Here is a 17,609-nt window from a genome sequence, read left to right as displayed (position 1 = left end):
ATATATTATGTTTAAAATTGAGATAAGATATATAGTAGAAGTGTATACATGTAAAAGCTGGCTTTTTACTGGCCTATAATATTAATTGTATTAAATCCAGATCCTAGCCTTAATGTTCGAGTTGCACCCAGATTATGCCAGATGAAAGGCATAACCTTCTCGTTTTTCAACATTTTGAATGAGGCGGTAGCCTGAACACCCGGAACGACATTTCCTCCTTCAACATAAGTACTCATATTTCGTAGGATTTGCTTGGTGGTACCTTGTTCCGATAATAGATACCACGCTCCTACGATATACGTTTCCGGATTGGTGTTTACTGCTTCGGAGAAGTAGATAGAGAAGGTAAATGTGTAAAACCCGTCGTGTGGAGCAGTAAATGTTCCGGAGACGAAGCTTCCAGGAGCCTGATTTACTATTTCTTCCCAATTGGAAAGATGTGTAGTAATTCCATTTGGAAAACTTCCGGCTACTGTCTGATTTTCGGCACAAACTATAACCCTCGGTTTTGAGGACTGTAAAACGACCCATTGACTTCCATCCGAATAATGCAGTTCTTTTTCCCCAGGTACATATCTAAGTGCTCCTCCTTGTACAGTACTAGCCGACAGAGTTGTGGTACCGATACCTATCATATTATTAGTTCGTGCCGGATTACGTAAATCGAGGCGCACAGTGGGTGACTGAATACCAATACCTGTTTTACCGTCGTTTAACTGGGTAAGCAGGCTTACGTTATTACTATTCGTTATTTCCACCGTTTTTTTGCTGGCAATATCCGAAGATATTATTTCGAGCGGGGCAGTAGGTGTCTGTGTATTGATACCTACTGATTGAGCCTGAATATCTGTTGTCAGAACAAACAAGGCGACTATCTGAATTAGTATGTATTTGAAAATTCCCATAGATTAATTTTCTATTATTGTAAGATTATTGTATCCTCCGCTTTTCAGACTCCTGTTTCCTCCGAAGGTTTGAAGAACAGAGGCTTTCAACACTTCATTAGTATTCATGGCAAAGCTTCCGGTACAAAGTACAGATACCGGCAGGCTCTTAGTGCTAGTCGTATTGAAGCTTGAGGTACATTTTATAACTGAGGAGAACATTCTCCAGTACACATTAAAGGACGAGAACTGAGTTATTTTGTCATCGGAAAGCGTAAGTACCAACGAAAAGGTATATATTCCGGAGCGGGGCGCCGTAAACTCGCCGGTAGTAGTGTTGAAGCTGTTTGTTAGATCAGTTGTCAGGTTCCAGTCGCTGATTTCACTTTCGACATTGTGGCTAAATTGCTGTACGGGGTTCAATACATCTGCTATTACGTAGGCTTTTATCGGGTTAGATGCTAACTGATGCCAGTCTGTACCATCCGAACAATAAAGTAATTTGGTTTCGTACTTAATGGCTCCTTCGTTTGCAGTAGCTGCAGTTTGGGAACTTTGTCCGATACCGATTATGGAATTGTCGATACCATCTCGTAAATCCAAAGGAGATACTGCATTATGTACACCGGATGTTATAATATAACCGTCGTTTCGTACTGTAAATATTCCTGTATTATCGGAGTTTACAATATTCAAAGCGTTAGTTGTAGCGGTCGACTCCCCCGATTTTATATGCAACATGGCTTCAGGCGTATCTGTGTTAATTCCAACCTGAGCATAGGTTATTCCTAAGTGGAATATGCCTATAAGTAATAAAAATTTCTTTTTCATTGTCATTTATTGAATTGTTGTTTTTAAATAAGTTGTTTTTTCTTTTCTGTAACAATACACAGTAAAGTGCATTCGCTGCACCCTACTGTGAGTGATATAGTTGGCTTATGGGCAATATTTGACTTACGGTAGTTTTCGAACGACAACAAAACAACAATGTACCGACCGGCAGCCAATAGCCCGACCAACAGATATTAATATATGAAAATGCGAGTTTCCTAATGTGCAGGGTATGGTATTTATACACCATTAAAGTGTTTTCAAAACACATTTTAAAAAAGTAAGAATGACACAATGCATTCCTGCTATATAAAATTAGAGCGAATAAAATTTTGAAATAAAAAAAAATGTTGTTAGAATCAGATGCGCATGTTAGCGTGTGCGTCTCTCTCTCTCTCTCTCTCTCTCTCTCTCTCTAATATTTCAGCACACAATGACAAATCTAAACTGTTAAAATTCAGACAACTTATGGAGTTCCTATATGTGAAAATATTTATTGTCATTAATAGTATGAATATCCTTATACGAGATGCAAATATAAAGATTAGTTTTTTATTATGCAATAAAATGAAACAGCGGCATTTTTCGTTAATCGAATTAGGCCGCTATTTTTATAAAGGGTTGTTTAGTTAAGTAAATATAAGGAATGTCTGTTGTTTTACTTTTTACATCTCTGCTATAGTCAGAACGTTAAGTGAACCGTCTGTCGACATAGTAACTCCACCAGGTAGTGCGTAAAAATAAGCCCTTACATGAAGTGTTTCACCAGCTGCCAGATAGTACACAGTTTTGTTGACATTGGTTATATTCAGATTGACAACGGGACTAAGAAAAGGTACTGTACTTTTTAAATACTCGTTGTTACCGGAAGCTAGTATTAATTCATATTGGCCTCCGGCATTCATATTCGTATTGGAGAAAACACCGGTAACAGAAATGCTGTATATCCCATCACGCGGAGCTGTAAAATAGCCTGTACTTGCATTAAAACTATTCGTTCTGTCATAGATTGATGTCCAATTTACAATGTTAGTAACTAAAGCTGTACCACTTGCAGGATATGCTGTTTGTCCTGATGAATTCTGAGCGATAACCATAGCTCTGTCCGGATTTGCTTGTAGCCTAAGCCAATCCGTTCCGTCTGAGTACTCCAGCGTTTGCTCTGTATCATTGTACCGGATGGCACCAGCGCCTGCATTGGCCGCCGTTTGTGATGTATATCCGATACCTAAAGCATTTTCGGCCGCTAAAGAAGCAGATCTTAAATCGAGTTTGACCAGTGGATTAGGTACTCCAATACCGATATAACCATCATTACGGACCTGAAAAGTCTCGGTATTGTCCGAATTAGTTATGATAAAAGCCTTGCCTGTAGTTGTCGCAGATGATGACACTACATCCAATAAAGTGGTTGGCGAATCGGTATTAATACCTATTTGGGCATATCCGGTAAATATTATAGAAAAAAGGAATATGACGAATTGAAATCTTCTCATAAAACAATAAATTAAAAATTGTTACTGGGCAAAAATAGATAACCGGTTAAAACCCCTGTCGCTTTCTACACCAAATACTCTCATAGCTCTTGTGCCTCCCAGATTATGCCATACTTCGGGCCATACAGTATCTCCCCTGTATAGTTGTATTGTTCCGGAGCAGGTGAGCCCGGCTTGCCCTGTACCTGTTTCAGAATAAGCCTGGATGCATTTCAGGGAGTTCCCATTATCGGACACCCATCGTCCTTCGATGTAAGTATTAGTCGATATAGCCGTTCGAGCAAAAGACAGAGTAAAAGCTACTACATACATTCCATCTATAGGAGCTGTGTATACCGAGTTGGTTTGATTGAATGCTCCATGGCTGTCATATACCGGTTCGTAACCTGTCAATCGGGTAGTCGTTATGTTGGGGTATGAACCTGCGTTATAGTCGTTGGGCGCGATCACACAAGGGCGAAGGGCATTTGATTGCAGGCGGAACCATTGTTCACCGTCGGAATAATGCAATTCCTTTGTCCCGTCCATATACCTGATTGCCCCGCCTCCTACCGCCGAAGCCAGATTATTGGTTGTTCCTATCCCAATTACAGGATTTTCGGATGTACCCCGTAGATCGAGCCGGACAGATGGAGCTGTTTTACCAAGTCCCAATCGTCCATTGTCGAGAATGGTAAGTACTTCTGTACTTGAACTGTTTGTGATTTTTAATGTATTTTCTGTAGAGGTATTACTAAAACCTTTGATCTCTAAAGTAGCTCCGGGTGTTGATGTATTTATACCTACATTTTGTGCATTAAGATAAAATGTAGGTATTAAGATACATACCCATAAAACGAAATATCGATTTGTTATATCTTTCATTATCTTTTTTGTTGATTTTAAAGTTCGACTATTGTCAGGTTACTATATCCGATCTTTATATTTTTAGATACACCCAGGTTATGCCATAGAGAGGTTGTGACAATCTCATTCAGAGCCAGATTGAAATTGCCACTACATTGGACACCGGCAGGGATCGAGCCTCCTGAATTAAAGGTTGTAAGGCATTTTATCTGTTGTCCACCCGAAGCAATTAGTGAAGATTGCAGGTAAGTTTGGGCATTAATTGCCCCGTCATCAAGTGTAATATTCAGCGAAACAGAATACAATGATGCCCTTTTAGCGGTAAATACTCCGGTTGAAGAATTAAAACATCCCGTAAGGTCGGAAATTGTCGTCCAGTTCACAATACTGTTGGTAGTATTATTGGCAAATGTTTGCGAGGCACTCCCGATATCAGCAACCACAAAAGCTTTGATATAATCAGAAGCTAAGGCATTCCATGTAATTCCATCGGATAGATACAATGATCTGGCGGAGGTATCGTATTTCAGAGCACCGCTTTGAGCTGTAGATCCGGTTTGGCTACTTTCTCCGACTGCCACTATTGCGTTATCGATACCATCGCGCAGGTCGAGTAGTACGGATGGGGAAGCTACTCCAGAAGTGATAATGCGTCCATCGTCCCGTAAGCTGAAAATTTCAGTTCCTGTATTGTTTTTAATACTTAGACTCTTTGTGGAAGCCGAGCTTCCGATGGAGTGGATATCCAATGCAGCTTGTGGATTTTGGGTGTTTATTCCTACTTGCGCGTAGCATATTCCGATGGTGAATACACCCATTAGTAAAAGAATTTTCTTTTTCATTTTAGTTTGAGTTGTTGGGGTCGCAGACCCTTTTGTTGTTTTTAGAGTCGCAGACTCTTCTGTTGTTTTTATAAATAGTTGTTGATTTTTTATGTAGTGCTTGTAGGGGCGAGGCTTTGCTCTGCCAGATAAAAGCCTTTTGAACACAAAGGATGCAAAGTCGAGGCAACAGGTAAAGCAGAGCCTTACCCCTACGGGAGATCGTAAAATATATTTGTGTCTTTGCGCCTTCGCGTATAAGAGGTTATCAACTATTTGAAAATAAAGCAGCAAAGTGCACACACTGCACCCTGCTGCATAAATCAGTTGGCCAAAGCATAATCTGTTATCCCGGGTAGTATTCGAACGACAACAAAACAACAATGATCCTACCGGACACAGCTTGCCCGGCCAACTTATCTGGAATTGGATATATACGACAAATGATACGGAGACATAAAAAAATGCCCCGTAGTTTTGACACAATAAAAGTTTTTGTTTAGTTAACGCCCTGTGATGCGTCTCTCTCTCTCTCTCTCTCTCTCTCTCTCTCTCTCTCTAATATTTCAGCACACAATGACAAATCTAAACTGTTAAAATTTAGATTGTTTACAATGTTTTGATGTGTGAAAATATTGAGTTGCATTTAAGTGCTTAATAAGTCTTTATGCGGCAAATATAAGGATTGTTTTCGATTATGCAAAACGCGACTATACAAAGATAATCGCGTTTATATTCGTTATTTAATTACAAATACTACATTCATATATGTATCATAATCCGATTTTCTGACTATGCTATATGTTGCTTTTCCGGTGTCGTCTATATGCGATATATTTAGCACATTCTTGTCATAATATGTGATATAGTAGTGCAAGTCTGTAGCCGAGCTGTAGTATGGGATAATAGAAGGTGCACTGTTGCTTTTTGCAAGAGGAGAACCGAATTGCCTGATATATTCAGCATAAAGGTCAAGAGGAGTGCTTACGGTTCCAGTTGCCGGAGTTGCAATATTTATAGAAGGCATATAAAAAAAACGGGTTTCGTTCTTGGTCATGCAGATCCATTCCGGAGTAGATTCGCTACCGAGGTTTACATACAAGCATTTTTTGTCTGTGTTATAAATCATCAGGCCTGCTGCCGGAGAAATAATTGCCTGAATCTGAGAATTGGTTAACCGGGGAGTAGTAACCCCTTTGTTGGTTGAGTTGATCTCCAGTTCGGCACTGTTGTGTGGAGTCTCTATGTTAATGCCTATCTGACTATAGATATTATTAAAGCCGGATATTAAGAATAACAGAATTACAAAATGTCTCATCTTTATATATAATTATTTAATCTCGTTTTACATCGCGTCTGATCATGCGGTTGGATATGATACTGCAGTCGACTACATCGAATGTTTTTTCGCTTACCTTATCCGCATCTTCATAGACTATTCCGTCTCCATCATCAATTCCGGGGATGACACTTACCGTATAAGTACCTGTTGAAGCATAAGTATGATTGTAGGAGTAGGTTCCGCTGGCACTGCCGGCAGGCAGGGTTTCGGTTATTATAGTTCCGTCTCCAAAGTTCCATTTGAGAGTGGCTAACCGGGCTATACCTCCCAGACTTACTGTTATCTTATAAGTATTACTTATTCCGGCACAGATAATTTCTTTGCTTTGTACAGGTTCGGACTTGAAAAACGAAACAGCAAAAACGGGAAGCCCGTAGCGCCCGGCTGTTCCCGATAATAAATAGTTGGCTAAAAGAGCTACTTCTCCGTTTCCCGAATCGGGGTTAAGCACTATGTACAGGTTACGGCTATTATATGCTATTCCGTAAATTCTGCCATCAGCACCCATCTGAACGCAGCTTATATCATTAGCCAGCTTAGTTACCGGTATGGTAGCGACGGATAGATTTTCGATATCACTTACTTTTGCCAGATACAGCCCGTTTGCCGATCCGTATTCGACAGTGGTAACATATACGTACTCGCCACTTATCGAAAATTCGAGGGCATAGGGACTACCGAATTCGGTAGCTGTGCGCTCTTTTATATTTGATACAGTTCCGGTCGATCTGTCAAAATCTGCTATTGTTAGCCATGATTTGGTTCCGGCAGCATATAAATGGTCGAAAAAAAGAAATTTGGAGCCGTCACTATTAAATTTTAAATATCCGATGCCTCCTCCTACAGGATAAGGGTGTACTCCGACACTATGCCCGGTTGTATAAACGGTGGGTTCTGAAACGCCCGAGGCAGAAATCTGCCAGACTAATATAACATTTCTGAACCGGGACACTAACCAGTAATCTGTTCCGTTAGTGTGCTGTATGGCGGCAATATTTTCTGCTACATCAGTTTTAGTATATCCGGAGGTCCCAAGGGATAAGTTGATATTCTTTCTTGCAGGGTCAACACCGCCCAGCCCGCTATTCAGTGTCATGTCCACTATCGAGTAGTTTATCCCGTTACGTGCCGCTGTAACATCCGATACAGTAAATACATAGTAAAGGTTTCTGTTACCCGGAAATGGGACAACTATACCCGAGCTGGTTGATGATGAGTTACCTAATAATCCTGAGCCATTGGCCATTATTGCGCCGCTTTTATTATAGATGGTACTTCCGTCGGATGACATCATAAGTTCGCCGGATAACTTATCTGACAGAGAGAAACATCCCTCGGTTGTAGTGAAAAATCCGGCAATGGGTTTCGGTACATTGTTTATAACACCCAGATTAGAAGAAGTGAAAGACTGTGTTGTGTTGAAATCCAATCCCGCTTTTGCTCCAAAGTGCCAGATGTTTGTATTCTTTTGTGCTACGGTATGTAATGTCAGGGTGAGTAGCAAAAGTAGTAATCCTTTTTTCATCCGATAGTTTATTTAATTACAAATACTACATTCATAAAGGATTGATAATCGGCTTGTTTAAGTACGTCGTAACTTACTTTACCATCATCGTCAATTACATTGATCTTGATTACAGCAGGATCATAATATGTAATGTAATAATATAAATCGCCGGCCGAGGGAAAATAAGGTATAGCACCAGGGGCACTGATACTCTTGGCATCAGGAGTTCCAAACTGATTTTTGTATTCAGTGTATAAGTCAAGGCTCCGTCCGGAGGCAGTTGCGGAAGCATCGATTGCTACTGAAGGCATGTAAAAGAAACGAGTTTCGTTTTGGGTAAGGCATATCCAGATGGGCGATGCTTCGACGCCGACATTCTGAGACAGACATTTCTTGTTTGTGTCATAAACCATTAATCCCGGCGCAGGTGAGCTTATAGCCTCTTTTTGTACTGTTGTCATCCGGGGGATGAGTAGCCCTTTGTTATTCTGAGGACTTACGATGTCTAGTGTTGTACTGGCATGAGGTGTGGTAGTGTTTATTCCCACTTGTGCCTGCATGGATATTGTCACAAGCAGACAAGCGAAAAACAATTTACTTTTTTTCATTGTCATTTGTTTGGTTGTTGAGGTCACAGACCCTTTTGTTGTTTTTATGTAAAGTGATTGTTTGTACATAGAGTATTCAAGATGCATGAAGCGGGTATTGTAGTCCGGTGATAGGGATAGTTGGCAGGCAGGCAAGCTGCTGTCAAGGTTAAAATCGAAACGACAACAAAAAAGTACTGACTTGATCCGACATAGCTTGCCCTGCCAACTTATCTGGAAGTGGATGTATACGACGATTTGAACGAAGGCATAAAAAAATGCTCCGTTATTTTGACACAATAGATTTTTTTGTTTTGTTATTACGCTAGATGCGTCTCTCTCTCTCTCTCTCTCTCTCTCTCTCTCTCTCTCTCTCTAATATTTCAGCACACAAAGACAAATCTAAATTGTTAAAATTTAGAGCCTTTATATTGTTTATATGTGTGAAAATATTCGCCACTGATTGGAGTACAATAATTTGTTTGAATGGCAAATATAGGAAATAATCTTGAATCTCCATATAATGATTAAAAATCAGTATTTTTGTCGCTGAAAAAATCATGTGTACGAAATAAACAGTTTTAAATATATGAAACGTATAACATTATCAGTATTATTTTTAGTAGCGGTTTCTTCGTTCGGAGTTTATGCACAGAAGAAAGAGAAGAATAAGAAAAGTGATAAACAGGAAGTAGCAACAACAGTTGCGCCTTTAGTTTCTAAGAGCGATACTCTGGCCTATGCATTCGGGGTCTCTCTTGCCGAAAACGGATTGGTACAATATCTTCAGCAATTAGGAGTAGTGAGTGATACTAATGCTATTTATGGAGATTATAACAGCCGTATAGAGGCAACAGCTGACGAGGACGAAAAAATCCGTCTTAAAAATGAATTAACAGCGAAAATGGATTCAATAACAGCTGCGGACAATTCTAATCTGGAACAATTATTGAGAGGAATCCGCGAGAAACTCGAAACCAAAGATGTAAACAAAGCATACACCACAGGTTTGGAAGTTGGCGGACAATTGCTTAACGTATCCGGACGATTTTCGGAACAGGCATTTGCAGGTACAGATGAGAAGTTGAATAATGCAGTGCTGTTTGAGGGGGTAAAAGATTACCTGTCAAAGAACTCTCTTCGGGTAGAGGATAGCAAGCATATCGTAGATAGCAGAATGGCGGATATGACAGCAAAGGTCAATGAAGAAAAGAAAAAGGAATATGCCGAAGTTATTGCAGCCGGTGAACGGTTTATGGCCGAGAATGCAAAAAAAGAAGGGGTTGTAACTCTTGAAGACGGCTTACAATATAAAATCCTTACAGAAGGAAATGGTCCCAAGCCGACAGTCAGTAACGAGGTAAAGGTGCATTACAAAGGTACATTTATAGATGGTACTGTATTCGATAGCAGTATCGATAGAGGTGAGCCAATTACTTTTGCATTAACAGGAGTTATCCAGGGGTGGACCGAAGTTTTGCAACTGATGCCTGTAGGGTCGAAATGGGAAGTTTATATTCCTTATAATTTGGCTTACGGCGATGTTGACAGGGGAACAATCAAACCATATTCTAACCTGATATTTGAGATAGAATTACTGGAAATCGTAAAATGATTATCTAAAAGGTAAAAAAGAATAAGAAGGATACGGTAAAATAGCCTGTTCATTTAAATATTCATAAAATAGGGAAGGATGATTGCGAATAGCTTTCATCCTTCTTTATTTTTTAATAAATTGGTCATAAATTTGCTTTTTGAGATTAATTGTAACGATACCAGACTATCAATAAAAAAATAATCAAAAATATCTTTTTGAATCGAATTGTTGTGAAAATTAAGGATATTGCCATAACTAAATTGCTTTTTATCAGCTCGCTGCTTGTATCTTCCGGATGTTCGAAACAACCGGAAATATCTTTTTCGTGCGATAGGGACAATGTGGGTAATTATGTCCTGCGGTGGGAAGTTTCTCCCCGCGATGCTGCAAAGAAGATTAAGATATATATGTCTGATGATGATTCTGTTTTTAACGAGCCTCCTTTGCTCGAAGCCGATATAAATGATTATGTGGCAAATATTCCGGCAACAGATTCTGTCTCCCGTAAGTTTTTTAAGTTGAGGGTAAACGATACTTATTCGCCTGTTATATCCAACCATTATTTCAGGATGGATAATCTTCAGAATTTTAGGGATATCGGAGGATATTTTACTTCGGATGGCCGTCAGATAAAATGGGGAAAATTATATCGTTCGGGCGATTTTTCTGCATTATCATCGAAAGATTATCAGACATTAAATGCTTTGGGTATTAGAACTGTAGTCGATTTCAGGGAAACCGAAGAGCACGAATCCAGTCCCGACTTGTTCAGGGGACAACAAATGATATCTATACCGATCGCTTCCGGAAACCGGTCTTATATACGCGAGCGGGTACTTGATGGCAGTTTCTATAGAGGAGATGCTATAGTATTTACTCAGGATATGTATAAGATCCTGATCCAGCATTATTCCGACGAGTATGCCGAGTTTTTCGATTTACTCTGCGATGAGAGTAATTATCCGGTAGTATTTCACGGCTATTTAGGTAAAGACCGCACAGGTTTGGCCAGCTATTTTTTACTCAGAGCTTTGGGGGTTCCGGATGATACGAATGTGGATGATTATTTGTTCTCTAATTCGTGCATAAGCGAACAACAGGTTATCGGAGAAGCCCGTTTCTTACCGGAGCGTATGCAGGAAGCAGCGACGGTAATCTGTAAGGCTGATTTGTCTTATCTTGATTATGCAAAGACATGGATGATCAGTTTGAATGGATCGGTGGATGAATATATGGTGCACCGGCTGGGGCTTACGCAGGCAAAACGGGAAAAACTTCGCCAAATCCTTTTATATCCGTAAATGGAAAATTTTACTCTTCCCTGCTTGGATTAATGATTATATCACCTCTTTTAATCATATCAAGAAGGCTCTGTTTATTTGCACTCTCTTCTTTCAGTATTGTGACTTGATCTTTTAGTATTACAATTTGGTCTTTCAAAGATTGAATATATTCGTCTTGATTATATGAAGCTGCAGGTTCGGCCAGACGGGCATCCGGCAAAGTATTGGAATAAGCCGTTGTTGATCTTGGGTTCAGAAGCATTTCCCCTTCACCGGTAAGCAACCAGTGAAGATTAACCTCAGGATATATTTCCCATATTTTCTGAAGATTTTTATAGCCAGTATCTGTTCCTACCCGAATTACTTTTGCAAATATTTTCCGGGTTACACCGACCTTGTCTTCAAAAGAAGTAACGCTCTTACTGCCAAGAGTTTTAATCAATAGATTTAACCTATCCCCAAAAGTCATAGTGTTATTTTGTGGTAAAATTCTCCCAAATATTAACTTTAATGGAAAATTTTACTTAAATTTGTATTTCCATTAACTTTACATATTACAAAAGTAACCAAATTCGTGAAAAAATGGCAATAGATAAGAAATACTATTCTTTTATGCCTGGATTAGATAGAATTGCAAAGTCGGAATACAACAAGATTCAGGCTGAAATAATCCGTTTTCTTGGCTGTTCGAAGCAGGACTATTACAGGAAGAGAACTTGTTACCCTAATATTCCTGCACATATAAAAGAGGGGATAGAAGCTATATTCAGGCAATTTGATATTAATGCACCCGATCAGGTTTGGGAGATATGGGACTCTGAGATGGAATAGATAAAACCAAACTTAAAACAACAACAAAACTTACACATGGATTCCTCTGTCAGTATAGAATATAACGATACGTCAGTCATAATTGATTGTCGCAAAGTTTTTTTGTCTTTTGACCGCCGTTATGCAGCCAAAGGTTACCCTATCCCTTGCGAAATTTACTTTAAACCCACTACAGAACTGATAGGGACAATCAGTTCATCGGGTATAGTGACTGTGGACGAAGATTTTTCGCGCTACAGCCAAAGGGAAAATATTTACCGGATATTGCTTATTCCTACCGAGAACTATAACGAGGAAAAGATGATAGACGTACTGTCGGAATCTATGTTATTATATGCACCGAACTGATCGACCCTAATATATATATCCTTATTAACCTTAGAGAAACACATCTATTTCTCTACATTTATTTAATTAGAAAAGCAGAGGCACTATAATCAACCGGTGCCTCTGTTATTTTATTTCTTTGACTTTGGGTATAATGGGGCAATTATTTATTATAGCATAATGTGTTGTATTTTCTATAATCCTTTTAGGTGAAGGTTTACTGGTTGTACCATCAAGATTATGTACATGGTATTACAGTTCTGTCTATGAAACCTTATTTTCGTTTTTTGCTTCCAAAGAATGAACTGATCAGCTGTTTGGCTAATGGAACAACTACCGAAGCGGCTATTGCCCCCCACATTTTGTTCCGCTGTTTCGTAGCCTGTTGGTCTTGCTTTTCCTGAGCACGGGCAGTTTTTTCTTGTTCTTTGCGGGCTTTCTCATCAGCCTTATCTTGTACAACTTTGTCTTTTTCCTGCTGTATACTGTTTAGCCGTTCGGTGAGTATTTCGTATGCAGACTCCCTGTCGATACTATTGGCATAGAACCGGTTTACAACAGAAGAAGCAACGATGGTTTTTCGTTCGTCTTCGGTTATTGGTCCGATCTGTCCTTCGGGAGGTAGGATAATCGCTCTTTCTACCGGTTGAGGTGCACCTTTTGCGTCGAGGAAAGATATCAAGGCTTCACCTGTTCCCAGTTCCGAAATAGCTTTTTCGGTATCGAAATCGGGATTGGCTCTAAAGCTTTGCGCTGCGGCTTTCAGGGCTTTCTGGTCTTTAGGTGTATAAGCGCGCAAGGCGTGTTGTATGCGGTTACCTAATTGAGAAAGTACTGTATCGGGAATATCGGACGGACTTTGTGTAATAAAATAGATACCCACCCCTTTGGAGCGTATGAGACGCACCACTTGTTCTATTTTTTCCACCAATGCCTTTGGAGCATCGTTAAACAGCAGGTGTGCTTCGTCGAAAAAGAATACCAGTTTAGGTTTTTCGGGGTCTCCGACTTCGGGGAGAATTTCAAATAGCTTTGTCATCATCCAGAGAAGGAAAGTCGAATAAACTTTGGGGGAATTCATCAGTTTATCGGCAGCAAGTATATTAATAACTCCTTTGCTTCCTGCTGTCTGCAAAAGGTCATCCAGATTGAGGCTGGGTTCTCCGAAAAACATGTCGGCTCCGCCTTGTTCCAATTGTAGCAATCCACGTTGTATGGCTCCGATGCTGGCCGCCGATATATTTCCGTAATTGGTGGTAAATGTGGCTGCATTGTTTCCTACATACTCCAATATTTTTTGTAGGTCTTTCAGGTCTATAAGTTCGAGAGACTCGTCTTTGGCTATTTTAAAGATGATGCTCAATACGCCGCTTTGGGTATCGTTGAGAGTGAGAAGGCGGCTAAGAAGAAGGGGCCCCATGTCTGCAACAGTTGCCCTGACAGGTGTACCCTGTTCTCCGAATACGTCCCAGAATTGTACGGGGAACGATTCGAATATAAATCCTTTTTCTTTGAGGTTATATGACTCGACCCGTTTTACAACGCTTTCTTTGTTTCCTCCTTCATTCGCCACTCCGGAGAGGTCTCCTTTTATATCCGAAGCAAATACGGGAACACCCATTTTACTGAAGGTTTCGGCTAAATTTTGCAGTGTCACTGTTTTTCCGGTACCGGTGGCGCCTGTAACAAGACCATGCCTGTTAGCCATTTTGGGGTTTAGATAAACTTCATTGGAGCCGGAAATAGCAATGAAGGCGTTTTTTTCGTTATCAAACATATTCTATATAAGTTGTGTATATAATTGATATGGATTTTTAGCAAAAATAAAAAATACTTGATAGATCGGCCTATTTTTTAATTATTAAATAATTATGACGATAAATTATGGTTTAATGCACTTATAACAATATCCTATGAATAAAGATTAGAAATGGTACAATAATATATTGTAATTATCACCTATAAAAGAGATTTTATTTAGAATTCAATTATGCGCTATTTGTCTAGAGTGGTATATTTTTGTTGTGCAAACATATAAACTTAATACACTATGAAAAAATTATTATTCTTATTCCTTACTCTTTTTATTTTCAGCGGTATTTATGGACAAACATCAACTATAACAGGAGAGCAACAAGTATGTCCCAATACGGCGTATACCTATACCTTTAAATTGGCAAAACCCGTAGTTTCTAATAACCTAACTGTGTCTGTTACGGCTATAGGAGGCAAAGTGACATCCAATAATCAGGAAACAGCTAATTTTAATATGACTAATGGCGTTCAAACTGTTTCATTTTCTGTGAAATGGGATGATAAAGGGTTCAAAACCGGACAAAAATTAATGGTTAGTACTTCAGAAGGACTTGCTGACCAGGATATTTATGTAGCAAGCTTTGTCGGTACACAGGCTTCAGATTATGGATATTATGGATTTAGGTGTGCAGGGCTGGATGCTACCAACAAAGTAATAAAAATTCCGTATGGTAGTTCGGGTACTTTAGATTTAAATGTAAATACTACAGAGACATTCTATTACAAAATGACCAAGGCCGAATTTAAAACATCAACATATGTTTGGAAAATTGGAAGTGCTGAGAGCGAGGGTGTTTCGTGGAAAACTTTACAATATGGAGCTTCTGATTTAGATGGGACAACTATTTCGGTTTATCCGGTTATTAAAGCATGCAATCGTACAAGCAATGGTTCAGCTGCAACTTTTAAGATTGAACGTTATGTGGATGCACAATTAAAACTTACCTCGAATAAAATTGCATGTAAAAATGAGAATATAACTTACGCATTAGTAGGTGTGCCTGCGGGAGCTAGTATCCAGTGGATAGGAGGAACAGGTATGACCATTAGTAGCGGACAAGGAACAACTACGGCTGTGTTTAAATCGCAAGGTAGCGGATATGCTAATGTAACTGCCAATGTCTCTTATGCCGGAAAGAGTTATACTTTTAAAAATTCTGAAGTTTGGGTAGGGCTTCCGGTAGAGCAAAATATACCTATCTTAAATTTAAAGACAGGACAAGCAACAGAATTAACCGTAAATTTTGAAGGTCTGGATGCTACCACTACATATAAATGGACCCGGGTATCGGGCGATGTATACTTATCTTCGAATATAGGCAGATCGATATGGATAACACCATGGGATAATAATTATATAGTACTTAGAGTAGATGTGACTAATAAATGTGGAACTGGTTCCGGACTATACCAATTTAAAGCTGGTTCCGGAGGATTGGGGGGTGGAGGCCTTAGTTCTTTGAGTTTGAAATCTCTTGAAGTTGATGCCGGATTTACACCACAATCGGTTAAGGTTTATAATCTTTCTGGTGTATTGGTTTATTCCACCAGTAATGCTGATGGTTTTGATTTAAGCACTACAACATTGTCAGAGGGAATATATATATTGGAAAAGTCTGATGGCAAAACTAAAGTCAGTGAAAAGGTTATATTGAAAAGATAAAAATTATTCTTTTATGCTTAAAAAGCCCACTACAATTAAGTGGGCTTTTTTTATGAATAGTAGCCAATGACTACATTAAAAAGAATAAACTGTATTTTGAGAATGGAAAAATATTTAGAACCGCCTATGCAACATTTTGTTAATCTGTGCATCTTAATAACAGAAGGATTAAATTATTAGTGTTTTTAAATGAAGTTTTATAAATATATATTAGCTCTGATCATAACCATTACAGGAGTCCTTAACTTTACATCTTGTAGCGATGACGGTTATGATTTAGGAAACTTTACAGTTTCTTTGGCAACTGTGAATCCGATAGATACAGAAACCGGAACTTATTATCTGACTTTAGATAACGGAGCGACTCTATGGCCTGCGGCTTCTAATGTAAATTACAGTCCTAAGGCGAATCAACGGGTGGTAGTGAATTACACACTGCTTTCGGATCAGGTCGGAGAATACGATCATTATGTTAAGATCAACGGGTTGGATGAGATATTGACTAAGGATATAATAAATCTGACTCCCGAAAATGAAGAGGAAATTGGTAATGATCTTATCAAAATTCTGGACATGTGGACTGGTGATGATTATCTGAATATCCATTTCAGGATTAATATAGGAGGCTCAATAACTCATACAATTAATCTTGTACAGAATCAGTTGGAAGAGTCCGGGTCTCAATCCGAAGAGAATGTGATAGAACTGGAACTAAGGCATAATGCTAACGGTGATACTGAAAAGTATAGCATAACCAATTACGCTGCATTCGATCTACGTCCGTTCAAGGCTACAGGTGCCGGATCTGTTAAACTGGTGATTAAAGCGAAAGAATCCGAAGAAGATTCTAAAACATATACTGTAACCTACAATTTTAATGGGTCTACAGCAAAGTTAAATAACAATATTACAGGTATGCCTGATATGAATACCTCATTACTTAAGTAATATTAGGCAATTTGATAATTACTTTTTGATTTTCCTAGAAAAGAGATCTCTGTGAAGAAATCTCTTTTTTGTTTTTTAGACATTATCACTACCTTTGATTAATAAATACGCTATTACTATATATATGAAAAAGCTGATTTACTCTCTGGCTGTTTTATCCGTTACATTTTCGTGCAACAGAGCACAACCAACTAATACCACAACCGAAGAGGTTGCAAAGGCTGATACAATAGAAACAGTAGAAGATAAAACAGAAGAGCCCGTTGTAGAAAAGGCATCCCGTGAGTCATTGGAAAAGTATTTTACTAAAGACGGGGAATGGATTCAGGTGAAGAATGCTTTGTCTGCCGATCAGACCGGTTTGTATGTTTATTTTCAGGCTCCGGATGATGTTGCCCGCAATCTGAGACTGCGCATACAATATGGCGATGCGGCTACGTATAAATTTACAATTGATGGTAAACTCTATACATATAAAGCCAACCGGTCGAAAAGTTCCGATAGTAGGTTTGTTGAAGGATCGGGATCATTTAACTGGTACGATGATGGAGTTAAGAGAGATGACCTGAAATTTTTAGAAGCGTTAGCGTCTTCAAAGAATGTCGAATTCAAGGCAAGTGGAGCAAGCATCACAATCAGTGAAGAGACGAAGCGAAACATCCAGCGTACACTTGACTATTTCGAATCTATGGATGGACTTTTACCTAGAAGTAATATGGTAAATATCAGACGCCTGTAAATTTATCTATAAGATAAGGAAAGAGTAGATACCGAGAACAGTAAAAAAAGAACAAAAAGAGTGTCACTTTTGTCACTTTACGTGGATCTTTC

17 protein-coding genes are annotated in these 17,609 nt (G+C 39.1%); 7 read left to right on the top strand and 10 right to left on the bottom strand.

Going from position 1 to position 17,609, the window contains the following annotated elements:
- Positions 1-65 precede the first annotated feature (65 nt).
- The 8 genes from BUC12_RS11005 to BUC12_RS10970 form a co-directional block, all read right to left on the bottom strand.
- The gene (locus BUC12_RS11005) at positions 66-905 is read right to left on the bottom strand and encodes a hypothetical protein (RefSeq protein ID WP_062183912.1); all 840 of its coding nucleotides are present in this window, start codon (positions 903-905) and stop codon (positions 66-68) included.
- Positions 906-908: 3 nt separating this feature from the next.
- Positions 909-1,715: a hypothetical protein gene (locus BUC12_RS11000; protein WP_139262049.1), complete on the bottom strand. Its 807-nt coding sequence runs from the start codon at positions 1,713-1,715 to the stop codon at positions 909-911.
- 665 nt (positions 1,716-2,380) lie between these two features.
- The gene (locus BUC12_RS10995) at positions 2,381-3,211 is read right to left on the bottom strand and encodes a hypothetical protein (RefSeq protein ID WP_062185297.1); all 831 of its coding nucleotides are present in this window, start codon (positions 3,209-3,211) and stop codon (positions 2,381-2,383) included.
- Positions 3,212-3,232: 21 nt separating this feature from the next.
- On the bottom strand, positions 3,233-4,075 hold the full coding sequence (locus BUC12_RS10990; RefSeq protein WP_062185296.1) for a hypothetical protein: 843 nt from the start codon (positions 4,073-4,075) through the stop codon (positions 3,233-3,235).
- A gap of 17 nt (positions 4,076-4,092) precedes the next feature.
- On the bottom strand, positions 4,093-4,899 hold the full coding sequence (locus tag BUC12_RS10985; RefSeq protein ID WP_139262048.1) for a hypothetical protein: 807 nt from the start codon (positions 4,897-4,899) through the stop codon (positions 4,093-4,095).
- 718 nt (positions 4,900-5,617) lie between these two features.
- Positions 5,618-6,196, bottom strand: coding sequence for a hypothetical protein (locus BUC12_RS10980; RefSeq protein ID WP_062179632.1), 579 nt, complete (start codon positions 6,194-6,196; stop codon positions 5,618-5,620).
- 16 nt (positions 6,197-6,212) lie between these two features.
- Entirely contained in the window at positions 6,213-7,745 is a 1,533-nt protein-coding gene (locus BUC12_RS10975; protein ID WP_062179629.1) for a PKD domain-containing protein, read from the bottom strand.
- 8 nt (positions 7,746-7,753) lie between these two features.
- Positions 7,754-8,335, bottom strand: a complete 582-nt coding sequence (locus BUC12_RS10970) for a hypothetical protein (RefSeq protein ID WP_062179627.1) — start codon at positions 8,333-8,335, stop codon at positions 7,754-7,756.
- 568 nt (positions 8,336-8,903) lie between these two features.
- Here BUC12_RS10970 and BUC12_RS10960 point away from each other — a divergent pair.
- A complete protein-coding gene (locus tag BUC12_RS10960; protein ID WP_070808582.1) occupies positions 8,904-9,929 on the top strand; it encodes an FKBP-type peptidyl-prolyl cis-trans isomerase in 1,026 nt (341 codons plus the stop codon).
- 212 nt (positions 9,930-10,141) lie between these two features.
- On the top strand, positions 10,142-11,212 hold the full coding sequence (locus BUC12_RS10955) for a tyrosine-protein phosphatase (RefSeq protein WP_062179618.1): 1,071 nt from the start codon (positions 10,142-10,144) through the stop codon (positions 11,210-11,212).
- 10 nt (positions 11,213-11,222) lie between these two features.
- Here the strand turns inward: BUC12_RS10955 and BUC12_RS10950 are convergent, their stop codons facing one another.
- The gene (locus tag BUC12_RS10950) at positions 11,223-11,663 is read right to left on the bottom strand and encodes a hypothetical protein (RefSeq protein ID WP_062179615.1); all 441 of its coding nucleotides are present in this window, start codon (positions 11,661-11,663) and stop codon (positions 11,223-11,225) included.
- Positions 11,664-11,806: 143 nt separating this feature from the next.
- Here BUC12_RS10950 and BUC12_RS10945 point away from each other — a divergent pair, with 143 nt between their 5' ends.
- Both BUC12_RS10945 and BUC12_RS10940 read left to right on the top strand, forming a co-directional pair.
- A complete protein-coding gene (locus tag BUC12_RS10945) occupies positions 11,807-12,025 on the top strand; it encodes a hypothetical protein (protein WP_244893473.1) in 219 nt (72 codons plus the stop codon).
- Between the two features lie 36 nt (positions 12,026-12,061).
- The gene (locus tag BUC12_RS10940) at positions 12,062-12,373 is read left to right on the top strand and encodes a hypothetical protein (protein ID WP_062179609.1); all 312 of its coding nucleotides are present in this window, start codon (positions 12,062-12,064) and stop codon (positions 12,371-12,373) included.
- A gap of 253 nt (positions 12,374-12,626) precedes the next feature.
- Here the strand turns inward: BUC12_RS10940 and BUC12_RS10935 are convergent, their stop codons facing one another.
- Entirely contained in the window at positions 12,627-14,129 is a 1,503-nt protein-coding gene (locus tag BUC12_RS10935) for a helicase HerA-like domain-containing protein (RefSeq protein WP_062179606.1), read from the bottom strand.
- 273 nt (positions 14,130-14,402) lie between these two features.
- Between BUC12_RS10935 and BUC12_RS10930 the strand changes: the two genes are divergently transcribed.
- The 3 genes from BUC12_RS10930 to BUC12_RS10920 all read left to right on the top strand — a co-directional run bounded on the left by BUC12_RS10930 (position 14,403) and on the right by BUC12_RS10920 (position 17,517).
- A complete protein-coding gene (locus BUC12_RS10930; RefSeq protein ID WP_062179603.1) occupies positions 14,403-15,830 on the top strand; it encodes a T9SS type A sorting domain-containing protein in 1,428 nt (475 codons plus the stop codon).
- Between the two features lie 189 nt (positions 15,831-16,019).
- A complete protein-coding gene (locus BUC12_RS10925; protein WP_062179600.1) occupies positions 16,020-16,778 on the top strand; it encodes a NigD1/NigD2 family lipoprotein in 759 nt (252 codons plus the stop codon).
- Positions 16,779-16,902: 124 nt separating this feature from the next.
- Positions 16,903-17,517: a hypothetical protein gene (locus BUC12_RS10920; RefSeq protein WP_062179598.1), complete on the top strand. Its 615-nt coding sequence runs from the start codon at positions 16,903-16,905 to the stop codon at positions 17,515-17,517.
- The last annotated feature ends 92 nt before the right edge of the window (positions 17,518-17,609 follow it).

It is taken from the genome of Indolivaga macrotermitis, assembly GCF_900128985.1.
In the GTDB taxonomy this organism is placed as follows: domain Bacteria; phylum Bacteroidota; class Bacteroidia; order Bacteroidales; family Dysgonomonadaceae; genus Dysgonomonas_A; species Dysgonomonas_A macrotermitis.
Note: the sequence above shows the minus strand (reverse complement) of the source record. Positions and strands in the feature narration are given on the sequence as shown.